A 23,001-nucleotide genomic window follows, 5' to 3' on the forward strand; every position below is an offset into this window, starting at 1 on the left:
CTCCTCCCTCACATGAACGGGTGCGGAGCCGGGTTGAGCTCCGCCGCGGTCAGGTCGTGGTCGTGCAGCCCGGCGCTCCGCAGCGCGGTGCGGGCTCGCACCATGCCGGGCGCCCGATGCCGCCGTGCGCCGAAGTCGATCGGCAGCAGCCCGGGCACCAGGACCCGCACGACGCGTGTGCCGGCCGCCTGCTGTTCGGGCCCCGTTTGGTCGAGAACGATCGTGTCGAAGCCGCGGGCCGCGAGCAGGTCCCGGCAGTGGCGCACGGCGGCGGACAGATCGATGGCGGGCGGCGCACCACCGTCGTCGTCCGCGCGCCCCGCGTCGTGCCTGCCGTCCTGGAAGACCTCGGTCCAGTGCCGTGGCCGGTCGGTGGAGTCGAGGAGGAACGCGGCGTGCCGCGTCATCTCGGGGAGTCCGTAGAGCGCGGCGTGGTCGGTGAGTTCGCGCACCAGGCCGAAGTCCCGCGCCATGGTGCGCAGCCTGTCCTGGTCGGCGACGGTGCGCTCGGCGAAGCCCGACAGGTGGCTGGCGACCTCACGCGCCGCCGACTCGGCCGCCCGCTCGGGTTCGAGCGCGGCGGCGCTGGACAGGCACAGCGCGCCCGGCCCGCCGTCCTCGCGGATCGCGACCGCGGTCACGACGGGCACCGGCAGGTCGATCCGGTTGTCGAGGATCCTGAGCAGGTAGCCGCCGCGCCGCATCCGCTCGGCGAGGAAGCGGAGCGGGCGGGAGCGGCAGCTCTCCACCGCGATCGCGGGCAGCCTCGCACGCCCGAGCCACGCCGCCAGGAAGGCGTCCCGCTCCACCACCTCCAACAGCCCGTGCAGCACCGCCTCCTCCAGGCAGGAGCCGCCCGCACACCCGCTGGAGGTCTCGACCGCGAAGTACGGACCGGGACCGGCCAGCCGGTAGCGGACCATCTGCTCGGGCACCAGCACCGGCCGCTCGTCCCGCAGCGACCAACCCCACACCCACGGCAGGACGAGTTCCTCGTCGTACGGGACGAACTGCGCGGACGCGCCCTCGAAGAAGGCCGCCGGAGGCAGGCCGCACGCCCGCGGATCCACCGAAGGGTGCCGCAGCCGGGACCGGGCGGCGCGGACCGGTGCGCTGCCGCCCTCGCGCAGTCCCGCCAGCCGCTCCAGCCCCTCGCACAGAGCGAGGGCGCTGCTGTCCCGGTAGGTGTCGGCGTGTCCGCTCCAGTGCACGTCGAGGAGGCGGCCCCCGCCGCGTACCGCGAACCTGCCGCTCGCCGGGGCCGTGTTGGTGGCTTCGCGATCCGGCCGCACACCGGTCCCCAGAGCCCCGCACACCGGGTTGGCGAGCGCGTCGGCAGCCCACTCCGGTACCGCCTGCGCGGGGCTGAGCAACCGGGAGGAGCCGGGCGGCGGCAGGAGGCCGGGTCTCAGCAGGACGGCGGCGCTTCGCGCGGGATCCGGGGCAGCGGCCTCGCGCCCCCCGCACCAGGGGCAGGCGGGGTCGGCCAGCAACCGGGCCCGCTCCACCCCGAGGGTGTCCAGTGCGAGCCGGTGCACAGTGCCGGCACCGGCGTCGGCGCCGGTGCCGGACGGCTCTCGGTGTCCGGTGGTGAGCGCGGACGCGGCCAGGTGGGCGAGCATGTCGAGCGCGAAGGAGGTCAGATACGGGTTCGGGGCGGCCGCGTGGAGGGGAGCCCGGGGGCCGCGCTCGACGGCGTCGCGTTCCACGGCGGGGCGCAGCGCCTGCCAACGGGTGGCCACGCAGCGGAAACAGGGGCGTCCCGGAGCCGGCCGCACCGGACCGAGGGGGCCGACGAGCGCATACCTGCCGTGCAGGTGCACTGGGACGAGGGTGGTCCCGGGAACGGGGCCGGGGGGATCGTCGGGGGCGCCGAAGGCATCGGACACGCCCAACAGCCGTACGTGCACGGCCCAGGGCCGGACGCCGAGGTCCGCCCTGCGCAGCCGAAGCGCCACCTCCTCCTCGACGCGCAGTCGGTCGCACTCCGGCGGAGCCCCGGCCGAAGCCCTCACTCCGGCGCCTTCGGGGCTTCGCGCAGCAGCACCCGCACGGTCTCCACACCGCCCGCGCGCAGGTCCGGCGGTGTCGTCACCGCGACGAGCACGTCCCGGCCCGGCACGGCACGCGGCCACATGGGCTCCTGCCAGGACGTCGGGGTCTCGTCGGGGCCCGGCCGGGAGGCCGGCGATGCGGCTTGTGCGGCCGGTGTCCGCAGGGCTTCCGCGTCGAACCCGGGCACCAGGGGATCGCCGAGGTCCGCCTCTCGCCCCTCGCAGGCCAGTTGCAGCGTGCCGAGCAGGTCGCGCAGGGCGCGCACGACGGCCTCTGCGCGGGTGGCGCCGTAGCCCAGCGCCTGAGCGGCGCGGTGGCCCGACGCTGGGGCGGTGCCGGCAGGGAGCGGGCCGGTGGCGGTAGGCCGGGCGCTGGCGAGTGCGACCACGGCGTGCGCGGGAGCGGCGCCGGGGAGTTCCAGGAGGGTGACCGGCTGGCCCAGGTGCGCGAGCGAACGGAGCAGAAAGCCCACGTCGCCGTCCGTTGCGGTGCCAACCGGCAGTATGCGCGCGGCGTCCCTACCACGCAGCGCCGCCACGACGCCCTCGTAGGCGAGGGCCGACAGCAGCCCCGCCCGCGCGGCGGCCTCGACGGTGGAGCCCGCTCCCGCGCCGGCGCCGCCCGGCTCGAAGTGGCGATCGCGGTTGAGGGCACCGCCGGGGTGCACCGCCGCGGCCGGCACGGCGACGATCCGCCCGGACGCGGTCCAGGCCTTCCCGGCGGCGGGCTCCCATGTCCACGCGCGCAGCCACGGAGTCTGCCCAGTGCCGCCGTCCGGTCCGCCCGGCTGAGCCGTGCCGCTCCAGGTGCCCGTCCCGCCCCACGTGCCCGTGCCGCTCCACGTGCCCGTCCCGCCCCACGTGCCCGTCCCGCTCCACGTGCTCAGTTCGTGGCCGGGGACGGACACGCAGGAGGAGTCCGCGAGATACGGTGCGGCGCTCCGCGGCATGCCGTGCGCGTGCAGCAGCGACTCGTACACCAGCGCGGCCGAGGTACGGGCCGCCGCCCGCGCGTCGGTCTGGGCGCCGAGAGCGAACGCGGTGACGGCCCGCGCCGGGATGGCGGACGGGCCGGGCGTGGCCACCTCCACGGCGGCGGCGCGCAGCGGGGACTGCGCAAGGGTGTCGTCGGCGTACCGCCGGAACACCCCCGCGTACGTACCGAACAGCACCTTCTCCTCCCCGGCGCGTGATTCCCCCGGAGGGTGCGGTCCCACGGAGTTGCTGCCGCCGCGCCGGGGGACGGGCGGCTCGCCGCACGCCTCGCAGTCGGGATGGGCGAGCAGGGTCTGCCGGGAGGTCTCCAAGGTCGCGCAGTCCTGGAGGAGGAGGGAGCCCGCGCTCTCCGCGGGCAGGGCCCCGGTGCGGTACCGGAAGACGTCGAAGGCGAGCGTCGTACCGAGCATGCGCCCGAGCTGCGCGTCGGGCCCCTCCGCGGAGCGTCCCGTGTACGCGGCCCGCAGGAACGCCGCGGCGGCCGCCGGTTCCAGGCCGGCGGCGAGCCGCAGCACGGCGCACTGCCAGCAGCCCGTGGCCCGCTCCAGGTCGCCCGCCGCCTCGTAGTGACCGGCGCCGGACACCAGCGGTCCGATCACCGCTGTGCCGTCCAGCACGGTCAGCGGCAGCAGAGCGGGGCCGCCGCCGAGTGCCGCGCGGTTGCGGTCGAAGAGCTGTCCGTGTCCCACACCGCACGCCACGACCACGTCCGCGTCCCGGTTGGCGTCGTTCGCCCCCTCGCCGCCCTCCCGGGCCGGACACAGCTCGACCTGGGCCTCGCACCCGGCGGCGTGCAGCTCCTCCAGTTCCGGCCTCAGCCGCGCCGACAGCTCGGGGCCTCCGGTGAGCGTGACGCTGCGCAACCCGTTGCGCAGCAGGGTCGCAGCGCAGCTCTCGGCGGCCTCGCCGTGGCCCGCGATCAGCACCCGGGTGTCGCGGAAGCGGGCGAAGGCGGCGGCTGCCGGACCGCCGAGCTGGTGGTCGAGGTAGGCGAGTTGGTCGCCGAAGCGGGCCACAACCTTCTCGGCCGGCGGCCCGCCCCCGTCACCTCCAGCCGGCTCCGGGGGACGCAGATCGTGCACGACGCCGCGCTCGAGCAGTGTCCGCACGATTCCGACGACGGCGTCCGCACGCTCCTTGGGCAGGCCGTCACACAGTTCGGCGACCGTGTGCGCCCCGGTCAGGTGCGGCGCCAGACGGCACATCCACGAGTAGGCGGTACGCCCCTTGAGTACGAACTGACCCTCGGGATACTGGAGGAGCACTCCATGGTCGGTCGCCGTGAACAGCGCGTCCGCCCGCAGCCTGGGGCGTATGTCGTGGAGGGCGTCCACCTGGCGGCTCCGGTGTCCTGTTGCCCGCACCCGCCCTTCTCGCGGGCCAGTGCGTGCGTGGTCGAACGGAAGAGTGATCAGGGACGGTACCCGGTCCCCGGGCACGGTGTCAGCGGAGATCGAAAACCCGTACCCGGGAGACCAGGCGAGTGCACGGCCCGGATGTCCTTACCGCAGCCGCAGCCGCAGCCGCAGCCGCAGCCGCAGCCGCAGCCGCTGCGCCACTGGCCGCGGCGGCCCCGATCGTGGTGGCTGCCCGCGGTCATGCGTGATCACAGCGCGGGTGCCACAGCAGGTACAGCGAGACGGCGGGCGCGAGTGCTCCGAGGGCGCCACCCGTTTCCTCGGGGAGGCGGGGGCCTGCTCCTCGGCATGGTCCCCGGCCCACCCAGGCCCGCAGCCCGAGACCTCGTGCGTCCAGTCGCTGGAGGGAGGCGCTCGCCCGTCGGCAAGCTCACCTGAACGGAGCAGTCGATGCGGTCCGTACGGCATTGCGTGTGGCGCACGCTGCCGCCGCAGTCGCGGGTGGCCGGTCCGTGCCGCACCACCTGCGTGGCGACCCACCGCCCCAGGTCGTGGCCACCGGCCCCTGATCTCCCGCCGCCGCGTCCCACCCGGCGGCCGAACCGCTTGCGCGGAGGATCCCACGATGCCGCAAGCTGCGGTCCCCTCTCCGCCGTCGGACGATGACGTCAGCGCGACACCAGACGAGACACGGCACCAGGACGGCATGCGACCCCGTGACGGGACGCGACACCGGGACGGGAGGAGCCTCGATGGGCCGGGAGCGGTTCGAGGACGAGTCGGAAGAGGTCAGGCAGGTGGAGGCCCTCAACGACTTGTCCACCGCGGCGCGCATCCGCCGCGCGCCGCCCACAGCCGACCCCCGGCCCCCGCAACGGCCCGCACACGCCCGCACCGCCCCCCGCCGCCGGGATGCCGCCTTGTTGGAAGCCGGCTACGGCATGTCCGGGGCCACCTCGATGCACCACGTACTGCAGCTGGCCTCCCAACTGCACGACGAGGGGTTTCCCCTGGACGGCCAGATGGTTTTCAGCGTCACCGAGGACGCACTGTGTTCCATGGGCCGGCACAACATGCCGCTGAACCACGCCGAGGAACCCTTCCGGATGCGGCTCGACTCCGCACACCCGGCAGCCGAAGCGGCCCGCACCGCCGAACCGGTCTATCTGGCCTCATTGGACGAGTACGCGGCTCGCTTCCCCGCCACCTACCAGCTCGCCGCCCGCGCGGGACACGAGGCGTGGGCCTGCTTGCCCCTCACCGTCAGGGGAGAGCTGGTCGGGGTGTGGCTCGCCGCCTTCAGCAAGCCCGTCGCCTTCGCCGCGGACGAACAGGATCTGCTGGCACTGACCGCGGAACTGCTCACCGCGGCCGTGGAAGACATGCAGGCGGCCGCCGCCGAATACACCCTCTCCCAACGCCTCCGGCACAGCATGGACCAGTCCGTCGCCCCGCAGGGCTTGACCGTGGCCGCCCGATATGTTCCCACCGGTGGCGGTCTCCTGGTGGGCGGCGACTGGTACGACTGCATCCGGCTGCACAACGGCAACCTCGCGCTGGTCATCGGCGACGTCGAAGGCAGCGACGTCCACGCCGCCGGCGTCATGTCCCAGCTGCGCACAGCCGTGCACGCCTACGCCCTCGAAGGCCACGGGCCCGACTCCGTTCTGACCCGTGCCTCCCGCTTTCTCAGCGGCCAGAACAGCGAGCGGTTCGCGACGTGCCTCTACGCCGAAGCCGACCCGGCCAGCGGCAAGCTCCACCTCGCCCGCGCCGGTCACCCTCACCCGGTCCTGCGCCTGCCGGACGGAACCTGCCTGCTCAAACACATCCCCGGCGGCCTGCCCCTGGGGCTCATGCCCGAGGCAGACGACTACCCCGTCACCACACTCGCCCTGGCCCGCGACGAGATCCTGATGCTGTGCACCGACGGGCTGATCGAATCCGGTGGACACGACATGTACACCGGCTGGGTGCGCCTCCGCGACGTCATGTCACCCGCACCGGCCGGCGATCTGGAGGGCATGGCCGAACGTCTGCTCCGCGTCGTGACCGATTCCCTGCCGCCACATGCCGACCGGCGCAGAGAGGCCCGTGCCGACGACATGGCCCTGCTGCTCGTGCGCCGCGATCCGGCCGACCACACAGCGGAACCCCCGCTGCGCCATCTCGCCCTGACCGTCACGCAGGAACGCGCCGACGGAGTCGCCTTGGCGCGTCAGGAGATCAGCGGCCTCCTGCACGACTGGACAGACGCCGACCGAGTGGACAGCGCCGTCCTGCTCACCACGGAACTCATCGGCAACGTCATGGTGCACACCGACGCGCCTGCCAGCATCCACGCCGACCTCACCTCGCAACACAGCCTGTACGTGGGCGTCACGGACGGCGGTGATGACATGCCACACCAACTCGCCCCCGGCGAACTGGCACCCGGCGGACGGGGACTGATGCTGCTGGACGCGCTTGCCGCCCAGTGGGGCGTACGCCCTGAAGCAGAAGGCAAGACGGTCTGGTTCGTCATCAGCGACACGGAGACCGTCCCTTCGTGACCTCGGCCACGGACCTGAGCCACTCCTTTGTGACGGCGGCGGCCATACCCGTTGAGTGTCCATGTGAAGTGCGCTTTCTGACTTGCCTCCTGGCCGGCGGACGGTCGCCGAGGAGCACATGCGTCACCCCCTCGCGCCGGCAGCGAGCGAGGCCATCGCGCAGGTCGGGGCCCCTTCGTCACCCACCCGAGTGATCTGTGACTGGATGTCCAATACGGCACATGATGTCGGGTAGTCCCGTTCCGGGCAGGCGACCGCCTGCCGGGGAGAGGGGAGGGTCATTCATGGGCAAAGTGCTCACTGTGTGCTTCAGCGGGACGGCTTGCACGCGAGACGAAGGCGAGGTGTCGCGCGAGGGCAGCGACAAGAGGATCTACAGTCCCGGGACGGGTTATATCCCGGTCCGTATCCACAAGGAGATCACCGGCGACCTGGCCGCCACCGATCCCAGCGTGACGGTGCGCGGCGTGGGCGAGAACGACTGGGCGGTGCCTCGGGACACCAGCGAGCCGCTGGTTCTGACCGGCCCGCTGACCGTTCCCCGGGACCTGCTGGTCAACACGCAGGCGTACTCCGGCGGCGATCGGTGGTCGACGATGTCGCAGGCGGCGGGCCAGGAGGCCGCCGCTCTCGCCCTGCACGGCGCGAACCTCTCGGCGCGCAGCGACGCGGAGGCGTACAACTTCATCGGGCACAGCAGGGGCGGCATGGAATGCATCATGGCTGCTTGGTTTCTCTACGCGTACGGCCGCAAGGACGTGCCGGTGCGCATTTTTGCGATCGACCCTGTTCCCGGCCCCGGGGACTGGTACGGGATCATCACCCAGCTGCCGCCGAACGTCGCCGAGTATGTCGGCGTCACGGCCTGGGACCACCTCGACAGCGGCTTCAACGGGCTGGTGCCGCGGCCCAACGCCAAGATGGCCGGCAGCTCCGCGACCATGAACCTGGGGAAGACCTGGAGCACACTGGCGGACGACTGCCAACTCGCGGATCCGTTGGAGGCGAGCGAGCCGAGCGCGGCGCAGCCCACCGGCTACCGGCTGTTCGTCTCCCGAGGGAGGCACGGGACGGTCGCCGGCAACATGACCAGCGACGGCAAGTACGACCCGATCAACGTCAGCGAGAGCGCCGCGCGGGTGCCGGAGCTGATCTACGGGCTGGCCCGGGCCCATCTCACCGCTTGGGGGACGGAGTTCCTGGTGCGGTCGGAGGCCGACTCCGCCGCGCTGTCGCAGCGGCAGGAGAGCAACCTCGACCACGCGCTGTTCGACACGATGGGCGGCGGGACGCCACGTGACAGCTACCTGCTGGGGCGCCCCTACGTGCGGCGGGTCTCGTCGATTTCCGGGCTGGACCCGTCCAGCTACTACTACCTCGAAGACGTGGTGGGGAACCCGCCGCATCAGCAGCCGTATCCCGTGACCGCCGCCCGCGCGGGCTCCGGCTGGGTGCACTGGAACTTTCTTTAGGCGAGGGGCAACCGGGAAAGCCCCGGCAACGAGTGAATCGAGGACCACGGACGGCGGAGCAAGAGCGAGCCACTCTGCGGCCTCCTGTTCCCCCTGGCGCCAGTGAGTTCTTGTTCAACGCAATGGTCTTTGCCGTGCCCGAGGCAGGTGGCGGGGTTCGACCGGCTGCCGAGCCCCGGTTGCTGGGGCCACCCCAGGGGGGTGGCCCCAGCGCCGCGTCACGCCGGCGCCAGTACGTCGAACTCGTTGCCCTCCGGGTCGACGAGGCACGTCCACGGCACGTCCTCGCCCTGGCCGAGGTCGATGTCGGTGGCGCCGAGGGCCCGCACCCGGGCCACTTCTGCCGCTCGGTCGCCACCGGGGTACGGGCGCAGGTCGAGATGGACCCGGTTCTTCACGGTCTTGACGTCGGGCGTGCGCACGAGCCGGAGGTACGGGCCGACGCCTTTGCCGGAGCGCAGCACCGCATGGTCGTCGGTCACCTCGTGCAGGGTCCAGTCCATCGCCTCGTCCCAGAACCGCGCCATGGCCCGCGGGTCCGTGCAGTCGGCCACGATCGCGGCGATCGGCCCGGTGTCGCGGTAGCTCTCCCGAGGCTCCGCCACGCAGAACTCGTTGCCCTCCGGGTCCGCGAGAACCGTCCACGGAACGTCGCCCTGTCCCACGTCGACCCGCGTCGCGCCGAGTCCCTCAAGACGCGCGACGAGCTCGGCGTGCTGTGCCGCAGACGTGGTGGCGAGGTCGACGTGCACACGGTTCTTCACCGTCTTGGGCTCCGGGACGGTGATGACATCGATGTAGACGGTGGCCGGGTCGGGATAGACGAGCCCCTCGGGTTCGAGGTTGGTCACCACGCCGGGCACCTCGACGGAGGAACCCCAGCCGAGCGCCTCCGCCCAGAACCGGCCGAGTGTGGCGTCATCCTGAGCGTTCATCGCAATCTGCACCAGCCGCATCGTCATGGCCGTGATCCTACGTACGACGCCGCACCGGTGGCACGCGCATTTACCGCTGGCGGGGCCCGAGCCTGCCGGCTCAGACCCCGCATGCCGTGCAGCCGCCACACATCCCGCTCGCCACGGCGTGGCGGCGACGTATGCCGGGCCGTCAGCCGCAGGTCACCTGCCGGCCCGTCAGCCCACCATCAGCGCGGACGCGCGAGGTGCGAGGAAGTGATCCACCACCAGTTCGGCGGCGCCCTGCGCGGCCACGCGGTCGCCCACGGAGGACCCCCGCACCTGGATGTTGTCGCGTGCTCCCACGAGTTCGCGCTCGACGACGCCGGGGAGGACGGGGAGGAACGCGGGGCTGAGCCGGTCCCACAGCGGGCCGCCGATCACCACCCGCGGTACGTCCAACAGGTTCACCAGCACCCCGAGGCCCACGGCTACTCGGCGTGCCGCGTGGTCGAGGATGCGGGCTGCGCCGCCGTCTCCCGCGGAGGCCAGGGCGCACAGTGAGGAGCAGGCGTCGTCGATGGCGACGTAGTCGCTGAGGTTGGGGAGCGGCACAAGACCCACGCGGGCGGCCTGGAGGACGAGCGCCTCGGGAACGCACGCCGCGGCCAGACCGCCGCGCCGGCCGCTCCACTCCAGCCTTTCGGCATCGGGGTCGACGATCAGGTCACCGATCTCGCCGATGTTGTTCGTCGTGCCGCGCAGGACCTGGTTGTCCAGCACGACCGAGGCGCCGACGCCCGACCCGAGGTAGAGGAAGAGGAAGGTGTTCGACGCCTCAGGGGAAGAGCGGAGTTCGGCTGTGGCGGCGGCCGTGACGTCCTTGTCGAGGAGGACGGGCAGCCCGGTCGCTTCGTGCAGGTCGGAGCGCAGCCGGACGTTGCGCCAGTTGGGCAGCTGGGGCGGATCGAGCAACAGCCCCGCGTCGACGTCGAGCGGGCCGGGAGCGGCGATGCCCAGTCCGAGTACCCGCGGGCGGGCGATGGCGGCCTTGGTGATCAGACCGTCGACGGCGTCGGCGATGAAGGCGGTCACCTCGGACGGGTTCGTGGCCTGTGGCGTGCGTTCCTGGCGTGCGAGCCGGACCTCGCCGTCGAGATCGAGGAGGACGATGGTCAGCCGGGCCGGGTCGATGTGCACACCGACGGAGTAGGCTCCGTCCGGATCGGTGACCAGCGGTATGCTCGGCCGCCCGCGCGTGTTGCCGCCCGGTGCGCTTTCGCGGACCAGACGGTCGTCGATCAGCCGGCGCGTGATGTTGGTGATGGTCTGGGAGCTCAGACCCGTCGCGCGCTGCAGGTCGGCTCGGCTCACCCCACGCGACCTGCGGACCACCTCCAGCACCACCGACTGGTTGTAGTCCGCCAGCCGGAGCTGGTTGCTGCCTCGCCGCATTCGAACCTCCCTGCCTTCTCCGGAAACCCTCGCACGCCCTCCCCGAAGGCCCCTGCGCTCCGCCTTCCCTCAACTCCCTCGGAACGGCGCGTGCCCCGCGGGCCCCGCAGAAGTTTCCCAGGCGGATGGGGAATCGCACTCCGCCGTGCTGCCCCGGCGGGGCACGGGACACGCTACGGGACTTCGCGTCATCTCTTGACGGCGGTTGAGCCCGCTCCATAGCATCACCGAACTTTATCCAATCCGATTGATTAAAGCAGGGATCGAACCACGGCCAGGAGAGGTGACCATGCGGCGCAACCGTGTCCTTGCCGCTGTCGCGGCCGGACTGCTGCTCACCGGAGCGCTCACGGCCTGTTCGGCCACCGGTGAGGACGGCCCGGTGACCGTCAAGTTGTTGCAGTTCCAGGAGGCTCGCGCCGATGTCGTCAAGGACCTCATACCGGAGTTCGAGAAGGCGATGGCCAAAAAAGGACGCCACATCAAGGTGGAGCTGGTCACGGACATCCTCACCGACGACCAGTTCCGGACCAAGATCACGCAGCAGTTCTACTCCGGCACGGCACCGGACGTCGTGGACATGGGCGGCAGCAACGTGACCGGCATGGCGGGCGCCGGCTACCTGCTGAAACTCGACCCGTACCTGCGCGCCTGGGACGGCTGGGACGCGTACTACCCGTCCGTCAAGAAGGGCGCACGGCAGCGCGACGGCAGCTACTACTCCGTCCCGCACGAAGCGAGTGTGCAAAGCCTCTTCTACCGCAAGGACGTGCTGCAGCAGCTGGGCATCGACACCGCGCAGCCGCGCACCTGGAACGAGCTGATCGCCAGGCTCAAGAAGGTCCGCGCCAAAACCGGTGAGGCTCCCCTCGTCATCCCCGCCGGGACCGCCTGGGGCGGCGGATCGTGGACGGAGGGCCTCCTGCCCATCGTCGCCGGTACAGGCAGCACCCTGTACGACGAGAAGTCGGGGAAGTGGAAGCTCAGGAGCAAGGGCCTCTCGGCCACCTTCGACCTGTACGCGGACCTCGTCGAGGCCGGCCTGCTTCCGGTACGCGACCTGCAGAACCCGAACCCGTGGGAGCCGACGAAGTACGAGAAGTTCCCCCAGGGCACCCTCCCGGTGGCCGCCCAGGGCAGCTGGGGGTGGAAGTACGACTGGGGCCCCGAAGGGGCGGCACCGATCAAGAACTCCCGCGAGAAGATCGGCACATGGGACTACCCGGCTCTGGTGCCGGGCACCGAACCCGCCCCGATCAGCGGTGGCGGTTTCGGCTACAGCGTCAACGCCGACGCCGCCCACCCCGACGCCGCCGTCGAGCTCGCGAAGTGGCTGAGCTCGGGCAAGGCGCTGGCCAGGCAACTGGCCGCGGTGGGCGCCGTCTCGCCGCGTGCAGGGCTCGCAGGAACCGCCCCCTACAGCGACGAGCCCTCCTTGCTCCAGGCGGAGGGCAAGCTGAAGTCCAGCATCCAGCCACCGCTCGGTGACGGAGAGGACCGCATCTCCCAGGCGGTCCAGAGCGCGACAGCGAAGATCCTGGCCGGTGAGGCGAACGGCAGCCAGGCCGCCGACGCCTTCGCCGAAGAGGCCGAGCAGCTGCTCGGCAGCACTCGGGTGGCCGAATGACCACGGCGAAGAATCCCGCCGCCCGGCCGACACGGCGCCGGCGTGAGCGTTCCGCGCTGCCCCTGCTGCTCGGCCCCTCGGTCCTCCTGATCGCGGTCTTCGTGATCGCCCCGGCCGCTTACGGCGTCTATCTCGGCCTCACCAACACGCAGTTGACCGGGTTCGCCGCGCGCGATCCGCAGTTCGTCGGGCTGGAGAACTTCCGCAATCTCCTCGGGTCCGCGGACTTTCTCGAATCGCTGGGCCGCACGGGGGAGTTCGTGCTCTGGTCGGCGATCATCGGCCAGACGGTGCTCGGCATGCTCGCCGCACTGCTGCTGCGCCAGAAGTGGTTGCGCGGTAAGGGCCTGTTCGGCGCGCTGATGCTCCTGCCGATGGTGGTGCCCGAGGTCGTCGCGTCGTTGACCTGGGCGAGCGTGCTCTCCTCGGAGAGCGACGGCACGTTCAACCGGCTGCTCGGGCTGTTCGGTTCGGGCGCCGCGGCGCCGTTGCAGGAGTACCCGATGGCCTCGGTGATCCTCATCAACGTGTGGCGCGGTATCGCATTCGCCATGATCATGTTCCAGGCCGCGCTGGAGGACGTGCCCGACGAGCTGATCGAGGCCTCGCGGATGGACGGCGCGAGCGCACTGCAGGTCTTCCGGCACATCACCCTGCCCCTGATCCGCGGTCCGGTCTTCCTCTACCTGCTGCTGACCACCATCACCACGGTCGGCGTCTTCGGCCTGGTCTACTTCCTCACCCAGGGCGGCCCGGGTCAGGACACGGAGATCACCTCCATCTACATCTTCCAGAGCGCCTTCAAGTACTCCCAGATCGGTCTGGGCAGCGCCGCCTCCGTGATCCTGCTCATCCTGCTGACGATCCTGGGCATGACCTACGCCCGGCTGGCCAAGGTGGAGGTCTGATGGCGGCCACGACAACCATCGAGCCGAGGACGGCCCCGAAAGCGGTCGGTCCGCGTCGCCGCAAGCCCATGTGGGCGGTGGTGCAGCGGGTGCTGCAGTACGCGCTGATGGTGCTGCTGGCGCTGTTCTGCGTCGTACCGTTCGCATGGGTGGCACTCACGGCCGTGGACGCCGACGGCGGGCCCACGGTCAGTCTTCCGGCATTCACCCTGGACAACTTCGTCCGGTTCTTCACCGACGGCGCCACCCCGCGGCTGTTCCTCAACAGCGTCATCGTCTCGTTCGCCGCGACCGCGCTGAATCTGGCCTGCGGTGTCCTCGGGGCCTACGCGCTCTCCCGCTACCGGTTCCGTGGCCGCAGAACCTTCATGTTCGCGATCCTGCTGATCCGGGTGATCCCGCCACCCGCGACGATCGTCGCCCTGTACCTGCTGATGGTCAGGATCGAACTGGACGACAGCTACCTCGGTTTGATCCTGGTCGAGGCGTCGGCGGCGCTGCCGATCACCCTGTGGCTGCTCAAAGGCACCATCGACGCCATTCCGTATCAGCTGGAAGAGGCGGCGTGGCTCGACGGCTGCAGCCGGTTCGGCACGATCCGGCGCATCATCCTGCCGCTGGTAGGGCCGGGGCTCGGCGCCGCCGCCATGCTGACGTTCATGGCCGTGTGGGGCGACTTCCTCACCCCGCTCGTGCTCTTGCAGTCGCCCGACCTCTACCCGCTCTCGATCGGCCTGTTCCGCTCGTTCACCGCCTTCAACCAGGTCGACTGGGGGGTCCTCGCCGCGAGCGCCGTCGTCTACATGGCACCGCCCGCCGTGCTGTACCTCTTCCTGCGGCGACACCTGATGCGCTCCAGCCTCGGCGGTGCCGTCAAGGCCTGACCCCACGCCACCAGCCCGTCACCTCACGGGGGCAGACCGCTCCCCTCTGCGCCTGAAGCAGCCTGAAGCACCCCTGCGGCACTCACGACCGAAATCACCGGCAGTACGAAGAAGGAGACGCTCTCTTGGCTGACGACAATCCGCACGGCCGGGTGCAGCTCGACGCCACCGCCTTGGCGATGCAGCGCGTCCGGCGGTTCACCAGGTTCCGGATCCGGCCCGCTGTCCACCGCGACACCCGTGAGGTCCGGATCGCCGCGTGGACGGTCGGGGGTGAGCCCGTGCCGTTCGCCGAGGCGGTCAAAGAGCGGTTCGCGCCCTTCACCCTCGGCCAGGCGTGGGGCAGGCCCTGGGACACCACCTGGTTCGAGGTCAGCGGCGAGGTACCGGGGGAGTGGGCCGGCGAGGAAACCGAACTCGTCGTCGATCTGGGGTTCACCGGAGATCAGCCCGGCTTCCAGGCCGAGGCGATGGTCTACCGCCCCGACGGAGAGATCGTCAAAGCGATCGAGCCCTACAATTCCTGGGTCCCCCTCCCCGAGGCCGGCCCCTTCAGGCTGCTGATCGAGGCCGCAGCGAACCCGATCGTGCAGGTGCCCTACGAGTACGAGCCCACGTCGATGGGCGACAAGGCCACCGCGGGCGAAGAGCCGCTGTACCGCCTCAAGCAGCTGTCGGTCGCCGTGCGTGAGCGGCAGGTGTGGGAGCTGCTGCAGGACGTTGCCGCCCTCGACGGACTGGTCGACGTCCTGCCGGAACAGGGCTCACGGCGCGCCGAGATCGTCGTTGCGCTGGAGCGGATGGTCGACGTCATGGACCCCGAGGACGTGGCGGGCACGGCGGCGCGCGGCCGCGAGGTCCTCGCCCCCGTACTGGCGGGCCGAGCCGCCGACAGCTCCCTCATCGTCTCCGCTGTCGGCCATGCCCACATCGACTGCGCCTGGCTGTGGCCGGTACGCGAGACCGTACGCAAGGTGGCGCGGACGTTCGCCAACGTGCTGGACCTGAGCGAGAGCCACCCGGAGTTCGTGTTCGCCGCCTCCTCGGCGCAGCAGTACGCCTGGCTCAAGGAACACCAGCCGGCTCTGTTCGAACGGGTCAGGGCGGCGGTGGCCGCGGGTGTCATCCGACCGGTCGGCGGCATGTGGGTCGAATCCGACACCAACATGCCCTCGGGTGAGGCGCTGGCCCGCCAGTTCGTACTCGGCAAACGCTTCTTCGCCGAGGAGTTCGGCGTGGACAGCGAGGAGGTCTGGCTGCCCGACTCCTTCGGGTACACCGCCGCGCTGCCGCAGATCGCCAGGGCGGCGGGCGCCCGCTACTTCCTCACCCAGAAACCGTCCTGGAACGAGACCAACGCGATGCCCCACTCCAGCTTCCTGTGGGAAGGCATCGACGGGTCCCGGCTGTTCACCCACTTCCCGCCCGCCGAGACCTACAACTCCGATCTCGGCGCCGCGGACCTCGCACGTACCGAGCGGACGTTCCGGCAGAAGGGCACGGCCCGGCACGTCCTCGGACTGTACGGGTGGGGTGACGGCGGTGGCGGCCCCACCAGGGAGATGCTGGCAGCGGCCCGGCGCAAGCACGACCTGGACGGATCGCCGCGCGTGCGGATGGACGACCCGGACAGCTTCTTCCGCACCGCCGAGGCCGAACTGCCCACGCCGCCCGTGTGGGTCGGCGAAATGTACCTCGAACTGCACCGCGGCACGCTCATCTCGCACGCGCGGAGCAAGCGGGGCAACCGGCGCAGCGAGGCCCTGCTGAGGGAGGCCGAGCTGTGGGCGGCGACGGCTGCTCTGCGCGGCAACGCCCCTTACCCGTACGACGAGCTGCGGCGGATCTGGGAGACGGTGCTGCTGCTCCAGTTCCACGACATCCTGCCGGGCACGTCGATCGCCTGGGTCCACCAGGACGCCGAGCGGGACTACGACCGGGTGGAGAGCGAGCTGCAGGCCCTGGTGACGAGCGCGCTCGACGCACTCGGCGGCACTGACAGCGGGGGAGAGGGGGAAGGCGGCGACGGCCGCGCACCCGTCGCCGCCAACGCGGGCCCCTACCCGCTGCACGGCGTACCGGCGGCGGGCATCGGCCCCGCCTCGCCGCCCCAGGCGGCCGCCCCCTATCAGGTGAACGACCGGTTCGTGCTCGACGACGGGGCGCTGCACGTCGAGATCGACGGGCGCGGCACTCTCGTCTCGGTCGTCGACACCGCCGCAGAACGGGAGCTGCTGCCGCAGGGCGTCGCGGGCGGAGTCCTGCAACTCTTCCGCGACACCCCGCGCGAGTGGGACGCGTGGGACATCAACGACGAGGACAAGCGCGACGGCCACGACCTCGTGGAACCGGTGTCCGTCGGCATCGCCGACGACGCGGTCGTGGTGCGGCACGAGCGCGGCGAGACGGCGATCGCCATGTGGGTGCGGCTGTCCGAAGGCAAGCTCACCTACAACTTCGACATCGACTGGCACGAGTCGCAGAAACTGCTCAAGCTCGCCTTTCCGCTGGACATCAGGACGGACCGGTCCACCTCGGAGATCCAGTTCGGTCACCTGCACCGGCCGGTCCACCAGAACACCTCCTGGGACACCGCCCGCTTCGAGACCGTCGCGCACCGGTGGGTCCATGTCGGCGAGCCAGGATACGGCGTCGCCCTCGCCAACGACGTCGTCTACGGACACGACATCCGCAACGCGCAGGCCCCCGCGGGCCGCCCGATGACGACGGTGCGGCTGTCCCTGCTGCGCGCGCCGCGCTATCCCGACCCGTCAGCGGACCAGGGGCGGCACACCTTCTCCGTCAGCCTGCGGCCCGGAGGGATCCCCGACGCCATCGCGGACGGGTACGCGCTGCAACTGCCCCTGCGCGCGGTGCGCGGCGCCGCGGCGCAGCCGTTGCTGGAGGTCTCCGACCCCGCTGTCGTGGTGGAGAGCGTCAAACTCGCCGAGGACCGCTCGGGTGACCTCGTCGTGCGCCTCTACGAGGCCCATGGCAATCGCTCCCGCGCCACCGTGCGCACCCGATTCTCCTGGCGCGAGGCTGTGGCCACCGACCTCCTGGAGCGTTCCGTGGACAGCGAGGCGCTCTGCGAGGCAACCCCCGAGGGCGGGGTCGCACTGGAGTTGCGCCCGTTCGAACTGCTCACCCTCCGGTTCCGCGACCCGGTGGCCTGAGAGCCGGCGGGTGGCGGCACCTGCCGGCAAACCGCCGACGAACTGAGACGAACTGAGACGAACTGAGACCAGCTGAGTGGAAAGGTGGCTCCCATGCCGGCTGACGATCGGACCGACCCGCCCCGGCCGGAGTATCCGCGGCCGCAGTTCCAGCGCGACCGCTGGCAGAACCTCAACGGCAGCTGGGAATTCGAGACCGACCGGTCCGACACCGGCCGGGAGCGCGGGCTGACCGGGCGGGAGCTGTCCGGCGAGATCGTGGTGCCCTTCGCCCCCGAGGCCCGGCTCTCGGGGGTCGACGAGCAGGACTTCCTGCGCGCCGTCTGGTACCGCCGCACCATCACCGTCCCACCGCAGTGGGCAGGCGACCGCGTGCTGCTGCACTTCGGCGCGGTCGATCACGACGCGACGGTGTGGGTGAACGGCACCGAGGTGGGCCGGCACCGCGGCGGCTTCTGCGGCTTCAGCTTCGACATCACCGACGCCGCACCCGCGGGAGAGCCGGTGCCTCTCGTGGTCCGGGCCCGCGACGACCCCGAGGCACCACAGGCCAGAGGAAAGCAGTCGGTGCGCTACACGCCCCGCGCGGCCACCTACAGGCGCACCACCGGCATCTGGCAGACCGTGTGGATGGAACCGGTGCCGCCAACCGCCATCCGCCGCCCCCGCATCACACCGAACGTGGCAGCAGGAGCGTTCGACGTGGAGGTGCCGCTCTCGGCGAACCTGCCCGGCGGCGTGGTCCACGTCCGCGTCAGTGACGGCGCGGGCGAGGCGGTCAGCGGCACCGTGCGCGCCGACCTCGACCTCACACCCCGGCTCAGCCTGGTGCTGCCAGCCGAGCGGGTCCGGCTCTGGTCGCCGGCCGACCCCCACCTCTACGGGCTCGTCGTCGAACTGCGCGACGCGGACGGACGTGTCGTCGATACGGTGGAGTCGTACGCAGGGCTGCGCAGCGTCGCCATCACCGGCAAGCAGATCAGGCTCAACGGCGATGTCGTCTTCCAACGACTGGTACTGGACCAGGGCTACTACCCCGACGGGCTGATGACCGCGCCCACCGACGCCGATCTCGTGCGCGACATCCAGCTCGGCCAGGCGGCCGGCTTCAACGGCGCACGACTGCACCAGAAGGTCTTCGAAGAGCGCTACCTCTACCACGCCGACCGGCTGGGCTACCTGGTGTGGGGCGAGTTCGGCGACTGGGGCTGCAACACGGGCGAGGGCCAGTCCACCAACCAGCAACCGGACGCGTCGTACGTCCAGGAATGGCTGGAGGTACTCGAGAGGGACCACTCCCACCCGGCGATCATCGGCTGGTGCCCGATGAACGAGACCTGGCAGGACTACGGCGACAGAATCACCGCACTGGATGACGTGATGCGCGCCATGTTCCTGGCCACCAAGGCCCACGACACCTCCCGGCCCGTCCTCGACACCTCCGGCTACGCACACCGGATCGCCGAGTCCGACGTGTTCGACAGCCACGACTACGAACAGGACCCGGAAGCCTTCGCCGCCGCGCACAGCGCACTCGCCGACGGCGAGCCCTACGTGAACCGGTCGGACACCACTGGTCAGTCCTGGTCCATCGGCTACCGGGGACAGCCCTTCTTCGTCAGCGAGTTCGGCGGCATCTGGTGGAACCCCGTCGAAGCCGGGCGGCCGCAGACGGCCACCGGATCCTGGGGCTATGGCGACCGCGTACGCAGCGTCGAGGAGTTCCACACCCGGTTCGACGGACTCGTCGGTGTGCTGCTCGGCCATCCGGACATGTTCGGCTACTGCTACACGCAGCTGACCGACGTCTTCCAGGAACAGAACGGAATCTACGGATTCGACAGATCGGAGAAGTTCGACATCCAGCGCATCCGCGCGGCTCAACTCCGCCGCGCGGCCATCGAAGCCGACGCAAGGCAGCAGCGCGCCGGCAACGACGCCTCCGACGGCAGGGACGGGCGACGCCCCGCGGAAGCGCCAGGCCCCACGGAAGGACCAGACCCGGCGGGAGGAGCACACGCATGAAAGCCGTCATGGTCATGTTCGACAGCCTGAACCGGCACATGCTGCCTCCCTACGGCGCGGACTGGATCCACGCCCCGAACTTCGCGCGCCTCGCCGCCCTGTCCACCACGTACGACAACTGCTACGTGGGGTCGATGCCCTGCATGCCGGCGCGCCGCGAACTGCACACGGGCAGACACAACTTCCTGCACCGGAGCTGGGGCCCGCTGGAACCGTTCGACGACTCCATGCCCGAGATGCTCAAGCAGCACGGTGTGTACACCCACCTGGTGAGCGACCACCAGCACTACTGGGAGGACGGCGGCGCCACCTACCACGGGCGCTACAACACCTGGGAGTTCTTCCGGGGCCAGGAGGGCGATGCCTGGAAAGGGCAGGTGGCCGACCCCGTGCCGCCCGAGGACCTGCACAGCAACCGCAACGATCTGTGGCGCCAGGACTGGATCAACCGCGCGCACATGGACACCGAGGACAAGCACCCGCAGACGCTCACCTTCGACGCGGGGCTGGAGTTCCTGCGCGCCAACCGGGACCAGGACAACTGGTTCGTGCAGATCGAGACCTTCGACCCACACGAGCCCTTCTTCACGCACAAGAGCTACAAAGACCTCTACCTGCACGACTACGAGGGCCCGCACTTCGACTGGCCCGACTACACCAAGGTCACCGAGACCGAAGAACAGGCCACCCACGCACGCTTCGAGTACGCGGCACTGCTGTCCATGTGCGACAACTCGCTGGGCCGAGTCCTGGACGCGATGGACGAGCACGGCCTGTGGGACGACACCCTGCTGATCGTCTGCACCGACCACGGGCTGTTGCTCGGCGAGAAGGGCTGGTGGGGCAAGCTCGTCCAGCCCTGGTACAACGAGCTGTCGAACATCCCCCTGTTCGTGTGGGACCCGCGGCGCCCCGCACACGCGGGCAGCCGCCATTCCGGCCTCGTCCAGACCATCGACATCGCCCCGACACTGCTGGAGTTGTTCGGCGTCGACCGCACCCCCGACATGCAGGGCCGCCCCCTGGGCGAAGCGACCGACGGCTCCCTCGGCGAGGTCCCGCTGCGTGAGTCCGCGGTCTTCGGCATGTTCGGCGGCCACGTCAACATCACCGACGGCCGCTGGGTCTACATGCGCTCCTGCCACGACGCGACGAACCAGCCCCTCTACGAACACACCCTGATGCCCACACACGGGCGGGGCCGCTTCACCCCCGCAGAACTGGCCGACGCGGAACTGGCGGAGCCCTTCGACTTCACCAAGGGCGTCCGAACACTGCGGGTCCCCGCCAGAACAGCACCCGGCTTCGACCCCTCACGGTTCGGAGCCCTGCTGTACGACCTGGCCGACGACCCCCAGCAGGAGCGGCCGGTCGTGGACGACGACGTGGAGCTGCGCATGATCCGCCTGCTGGTGGAGCAGCTTCGCGACGGCGACGCTCCACCGGACCAGTACGAGCGCCTCGGCCTGCCCCACACGCCGGGTGAGGTGACCACGGCACACCTTCAGCTCGCCGCGCACCGGGGGCAGCCACGGCAGTCGGCGGCGCTGGAGCACGCGCCGCGGGCCGACGAGTTCCCCGAGGGCAGACTCGGCCTGCGTACGCCGCTGGCCGTACTGCTGTCCGACCCGGTGGCCGTCGAAGCGGTGCGCCGTTTCGTGCCCGGCCTCACCGACTCCGAACTGCTGACGATCCGGGGTTCCACGTCGCTGCTCCAACTGGCCGCCGCCACCGGACAGCCCGGCCGCGACCAGCTGACCGGACTGGCGAACGAACTCGCGCGCCTCTTCCCCCGGAACTGAGACGACGAAGATGCGCGACGCGGTCTCCGGGCGGATTCCGTCCGTCGGAAGCGAGGGCAGGCGGCCACACATGGCCGCCTGCCACCACCGGCGCGAACGCCTTGGCCGCGAACCAGGCCCCGTACCTGGACACGGATGGAGGGGCACGAGTACGTGAAGGCTTACCGGCCTGGAAGCCGCCGCCGCCCGCACCTTCGCCTCCAGGGCCGGGCACACGGACACGCCCCCGCCCGAGCTCACCCACCTCTCCGTCCAGCCGCCCGCCGGCCGTTCGGCCAGGGGGCGGCGAGCAACACGGCGCTGGACGGGCAGGTGACCTGGCCGACTGGCGCACCGCACTTCTGACGGAGACAAGCTTGTCTTCGCCCCCCGCCGCCGACCCCCGGCTTGGCCGGCGTCGTGGCCGTTGGCGTCCATCGTGCCCATGACGCCGTCGTGCCCGATGATCTGGGCGCGGTAGTGGTCCTCGCCCTGTTCGGTGACCTTGGCCTTCCAGCCGCCCCAGCCATGCGCGCATCGCCATGGAGCCGTAGCCCTCGTCGCCGATGATGTGGTCGGGGCCGCCCGGTCCCAGCGGGGTAACCGGATCGTTTCCATCACGGCGGTGAACCAGGTCGAGTCGTTGGTGTTCCCGCCGGTGATGGTGCAGGCGGGCGATCGCCCCGGGGCGTCGCGGGCCAGGTGGATTCTGTGCTGGTCAGGCCGCCTCTGGACCGGCCGAGTCCAGGGCTGCGAAGCCCCCCTTTTCCGCGCTCCGGCCGCGTGCTGGTGGGCCCGGGTGTTCGTGGAGTCGACCGACACCAGCCATTCGATGTCCCCGACCGCGTCGGCCCGGGCCTGGGCGGCTCGAAGCATCCATGTGAGCGTTGCATTGCCCCTCCCCCCTCTCACCTGCCCTTGGTCTCCGCTGCACGCCCGCACATCGGTCAGATGACCGATGTTGTGCCCTCTGCCCGAACCTACTGTCCCCACCATCAGCAACAGCAGGAGAGATGAGCATGAAACTGGACGGCAAGATCGCGGTAGTGACGGGCGCGGCCGGGGGTATCGGTGCCGCCGCGGCCGAGCGGCTCTCGTGCCTCGGGGCCGTCGTGGTGCGGGCCGACGTCCAGTACGCGGAGGACGCCGAGCGGGCGGACCGGGCCTACCTCGACGTCACCGATCCCTCGTCGTGGGACCGGCTGCGTGAACACGTCCGCGCGGAGTTCGGGCCGGTCGACCTGCTCGTCAACAACGCGGGCGTCAGCGCGCGCGCCGACCTGCTCGGCACCAGCGACGAAGACTTCACGCGGGTGCTTCAAGTGAACGCCTTCGGCCCGTGGCGGGGCATCAAGACCTTCGCCGACGACCTGGCCAGGAGCCGAGGTGTCATCGTCAACGTGGGCTCGATTTACGGCGTCACCACCCCGCCCGCCGGGGACGGCACAGTCCCCTCCACGGTCGCGTACCAGATGAGCAAGGCCGCGGTGCACCAGCTCACCAAAGTGGCCGCCGTCGAGCTCGCCCCACGCGGCATCCGCGTCAACGCCCTGCTGCCCGGTGTCTTCCGCACGGCGCTCCTTGACGACCTGCCGCCCCAGGCCTTGCGGGCCCGCGTCGAGTGCGCCCCGCTGGCCCGGCCGGGCGAGACGGACGAGCTGGCACACGCCCTGACGTTCCTCGCCTGCCCCGAGTCCTCGTTCGTCACCGGCGTGCTGCTGCCCGTGGACGGCGGCTATCTCGCCGCCTCCTGACCTGCGACCAACGTGGCCTGCTCCGCGCCCCCACCGGACCCCTCAAGAGACTCCCCCGAGAAG

At 71.0% G+C, this 23,001-nt stretch carries 13 protein-coding genes; 9 read left to right on the top strand and 4 right to left on the bottom strand.

Annotated features, from left to right (window positions below; all coding sequences use genetic code 11):
- Positions 1–8: 8 nt before the first annotated feature.
- On the bottom strand, positions 9–2,015 hold the full coding sequence (locus MMF93_RS33040; protein WP_242757068.1) for a TOMM precursor leader peptide-binding protein: 2,007 nt from the start codon (positions 2,013–2,015) through the stop codon (positions 9–11).
- On the bottom strand, positions 2,012–4,384 hold the full coding sequence (locus MMF93_RS33045) for a hypothetical protein (RefSeq protein ID WP_242757070.1): 2,373 nt from the start codon (positions 4,382–4,384) through the stop codon (positions 2,012–2,014). The genes MMF93_RS33040 and MMF93_RS33045 overlap by 4 nt, the downstream gene beginning before the upstream one ends.
- A 776-nt stretch (positions 4,385–5,160) precedes the next feature.
- Between MMF93_RS33045 and MMF93_RS33050 the strand changes: the two genes are divergently transcribed.
- Both MMF93_RS33050 and MMF93_RS33055 read left to right on the top strand, forming a co-directional pair.
- On the top strand, positions 5,161–6,960 hold the full coding sequence (locus MMF93_RS33050) for an ATP-binding SpoIIE family protein phosphatase (RefSeq protein ID WP_242757072.1): 1,800 nt from the start codon (positions 5,161–5,163) through the stop codon (positions 6,958–6,960).
- 344 nt (positions 6,961–7,304) lie between these two features.
- Positions 7,305–8,432 (top strand): hypothetical protein, encoded by a 1,128-nt coding sequence (locus tag MMF93_RS33055; protein ID WP_242757074.1) that lies wholly within the window; start codon positions 7,305–7,307, stop codon positions 8,430–8,432.
- Between the two features lie 218 nt (positions 8,433–8,650).
- Here the strand turns inward: MMF93_RS33055 and MMF93_RS33060 are convergent, their stop codons facing one another.
- Both MMF93_RS33060 and MMF93_RS33065 read right to left on the bottom strand, forming a co-directional pair.
- Positions 8,651–9,394: a VOC family protein gene (locus MMF93_RS33060; protein WP_242757076.1), complete on the bottom strand. Its 744-nt coding sequence runs from the start codon at positions 9,392–9,394 to the stop codon at positions 8,651–8,653.
- 171 nt (positions 9,395–9,565) lie between these two features.
- A complete protein-coding gene (locus tag MMF93_RS33065) occupies positions 9,566–10,783 on the bottom strand; it encodes an ROK family transcriptional regulator (protein ID WP_242757078.1) in 1,218 nt (405 codons plus the stop codon).
- 289 nt (positions 10,784–11,072) lie between these two features.
- Here MMF93_RS33065 and MMF93_RS33070 point away from each other — a divergent pair, with 289 nt between their 5' ends.
- The 7 genes from MMF93_RS33070 to MMF93_RS33105 all read left to right on the top strand — a co-directional run bounded on the left by MMF93_RS33070 (position 11,073) and on the right by MMF93_RS33105 (position 22,938).
- On the top strand, positions 11,073–12,410 hold the full coding sequence (locus tag MMF93_RS33070) for an ABC transporter substrate-binding protein (protein ID WP_242757080.1): 1,338 nt from the start codon (positions 11,073–11,075) through the stop codon (positions 12,408–12,410).
- Positions 12,407–13,318: a carbohydrate ABC transporter permease gene (locus MMF93_RS33075; protein ID WP_242757082.1), complete on the top strand. Its 912-nt coding sequence runs from the start codon at positions 12,407–12,409 to the stop codon at positions 13,316–13,318. Before MMF93_RS33070 ends, MMF93_RS33075 begins: the two co-directional genes overlap by 4 nt.
- A complete protein-coding gene (locus MMF93_RS33080; protein WP_242757084.1) occupies positions 13,318–14,202 on the top strand; it encodes a carbohydrate ABC transporter permease in 885 nt (294 codons plus the stop codon). Before MMF93_RS33075 ends, MMF93_RS33080 begins: the two co-directional genes overlap by 1 nt.
- 179 nt (positions 14,203–14,381) lie before the next feature.
- Positions 14,382–17,378: an alpha-mannosidase gene (locus MMF93_RS33085; protein ID WP_242757889.1), complete on the top strand. Its 2,997-nt coding sequence runs from the start codon at positions 14,382–14,384 to the stop codon at positions 17,376–17,378.
- Positions 17,379–17,471: 93 nt separating this feature from the next.
- Positions 17,472–19,403 (top strand): glycoside hydrolase family 2 protein, encoded by a 1,932-nt coding sequence (locus tag MMF93_RS33090; protein WP_242757086.1) that lies wholly within the window; start codon positions 17,472–17,474, stop codon positions 19,401–19,403.
- On the top strand, positions 19,400–21,205 hold the full coding sequence (locus tag MMF93_RS33095) for a sulfatase (RefSeq protein ID WP_242757088.1): 1,806 nt from the start codon (positions 19,400–19,402) through the stop codon (positions 21,203–21,205). The genes MMF93_RS33090 and MMF93_RS33095 overlap by 4 nt, the downstream gene beginning before the upstream one ends.
- A gap of 992 nt (positions 21,206–22,197) precedes the next feature.
- The gene (locus MMF93_RS33105; protein ID WP_242757090.1) at positions 22,198–22,938 is read left to right on the top strand and encodes an SDR family NAD(P)-dependent oxidoreductase; all 741 of its coding nucleotides are present in this window, start codon (positions 22,198–22,200) and stop codon (positions 22,936–22,938) included.
- Positions 22,939–23,001 lie beyond the last annotated feature (63 nt).

The sequence above is a fragment of the Streptomyces tubbatahanensis genome (assembly GCF_022699385.1).
GTDB lineage: Bacteria > Actinomycetota > Actinomycetes > Streptomycetales > Streptomycetaceae > Streptomyces > Streptomyces diacarni.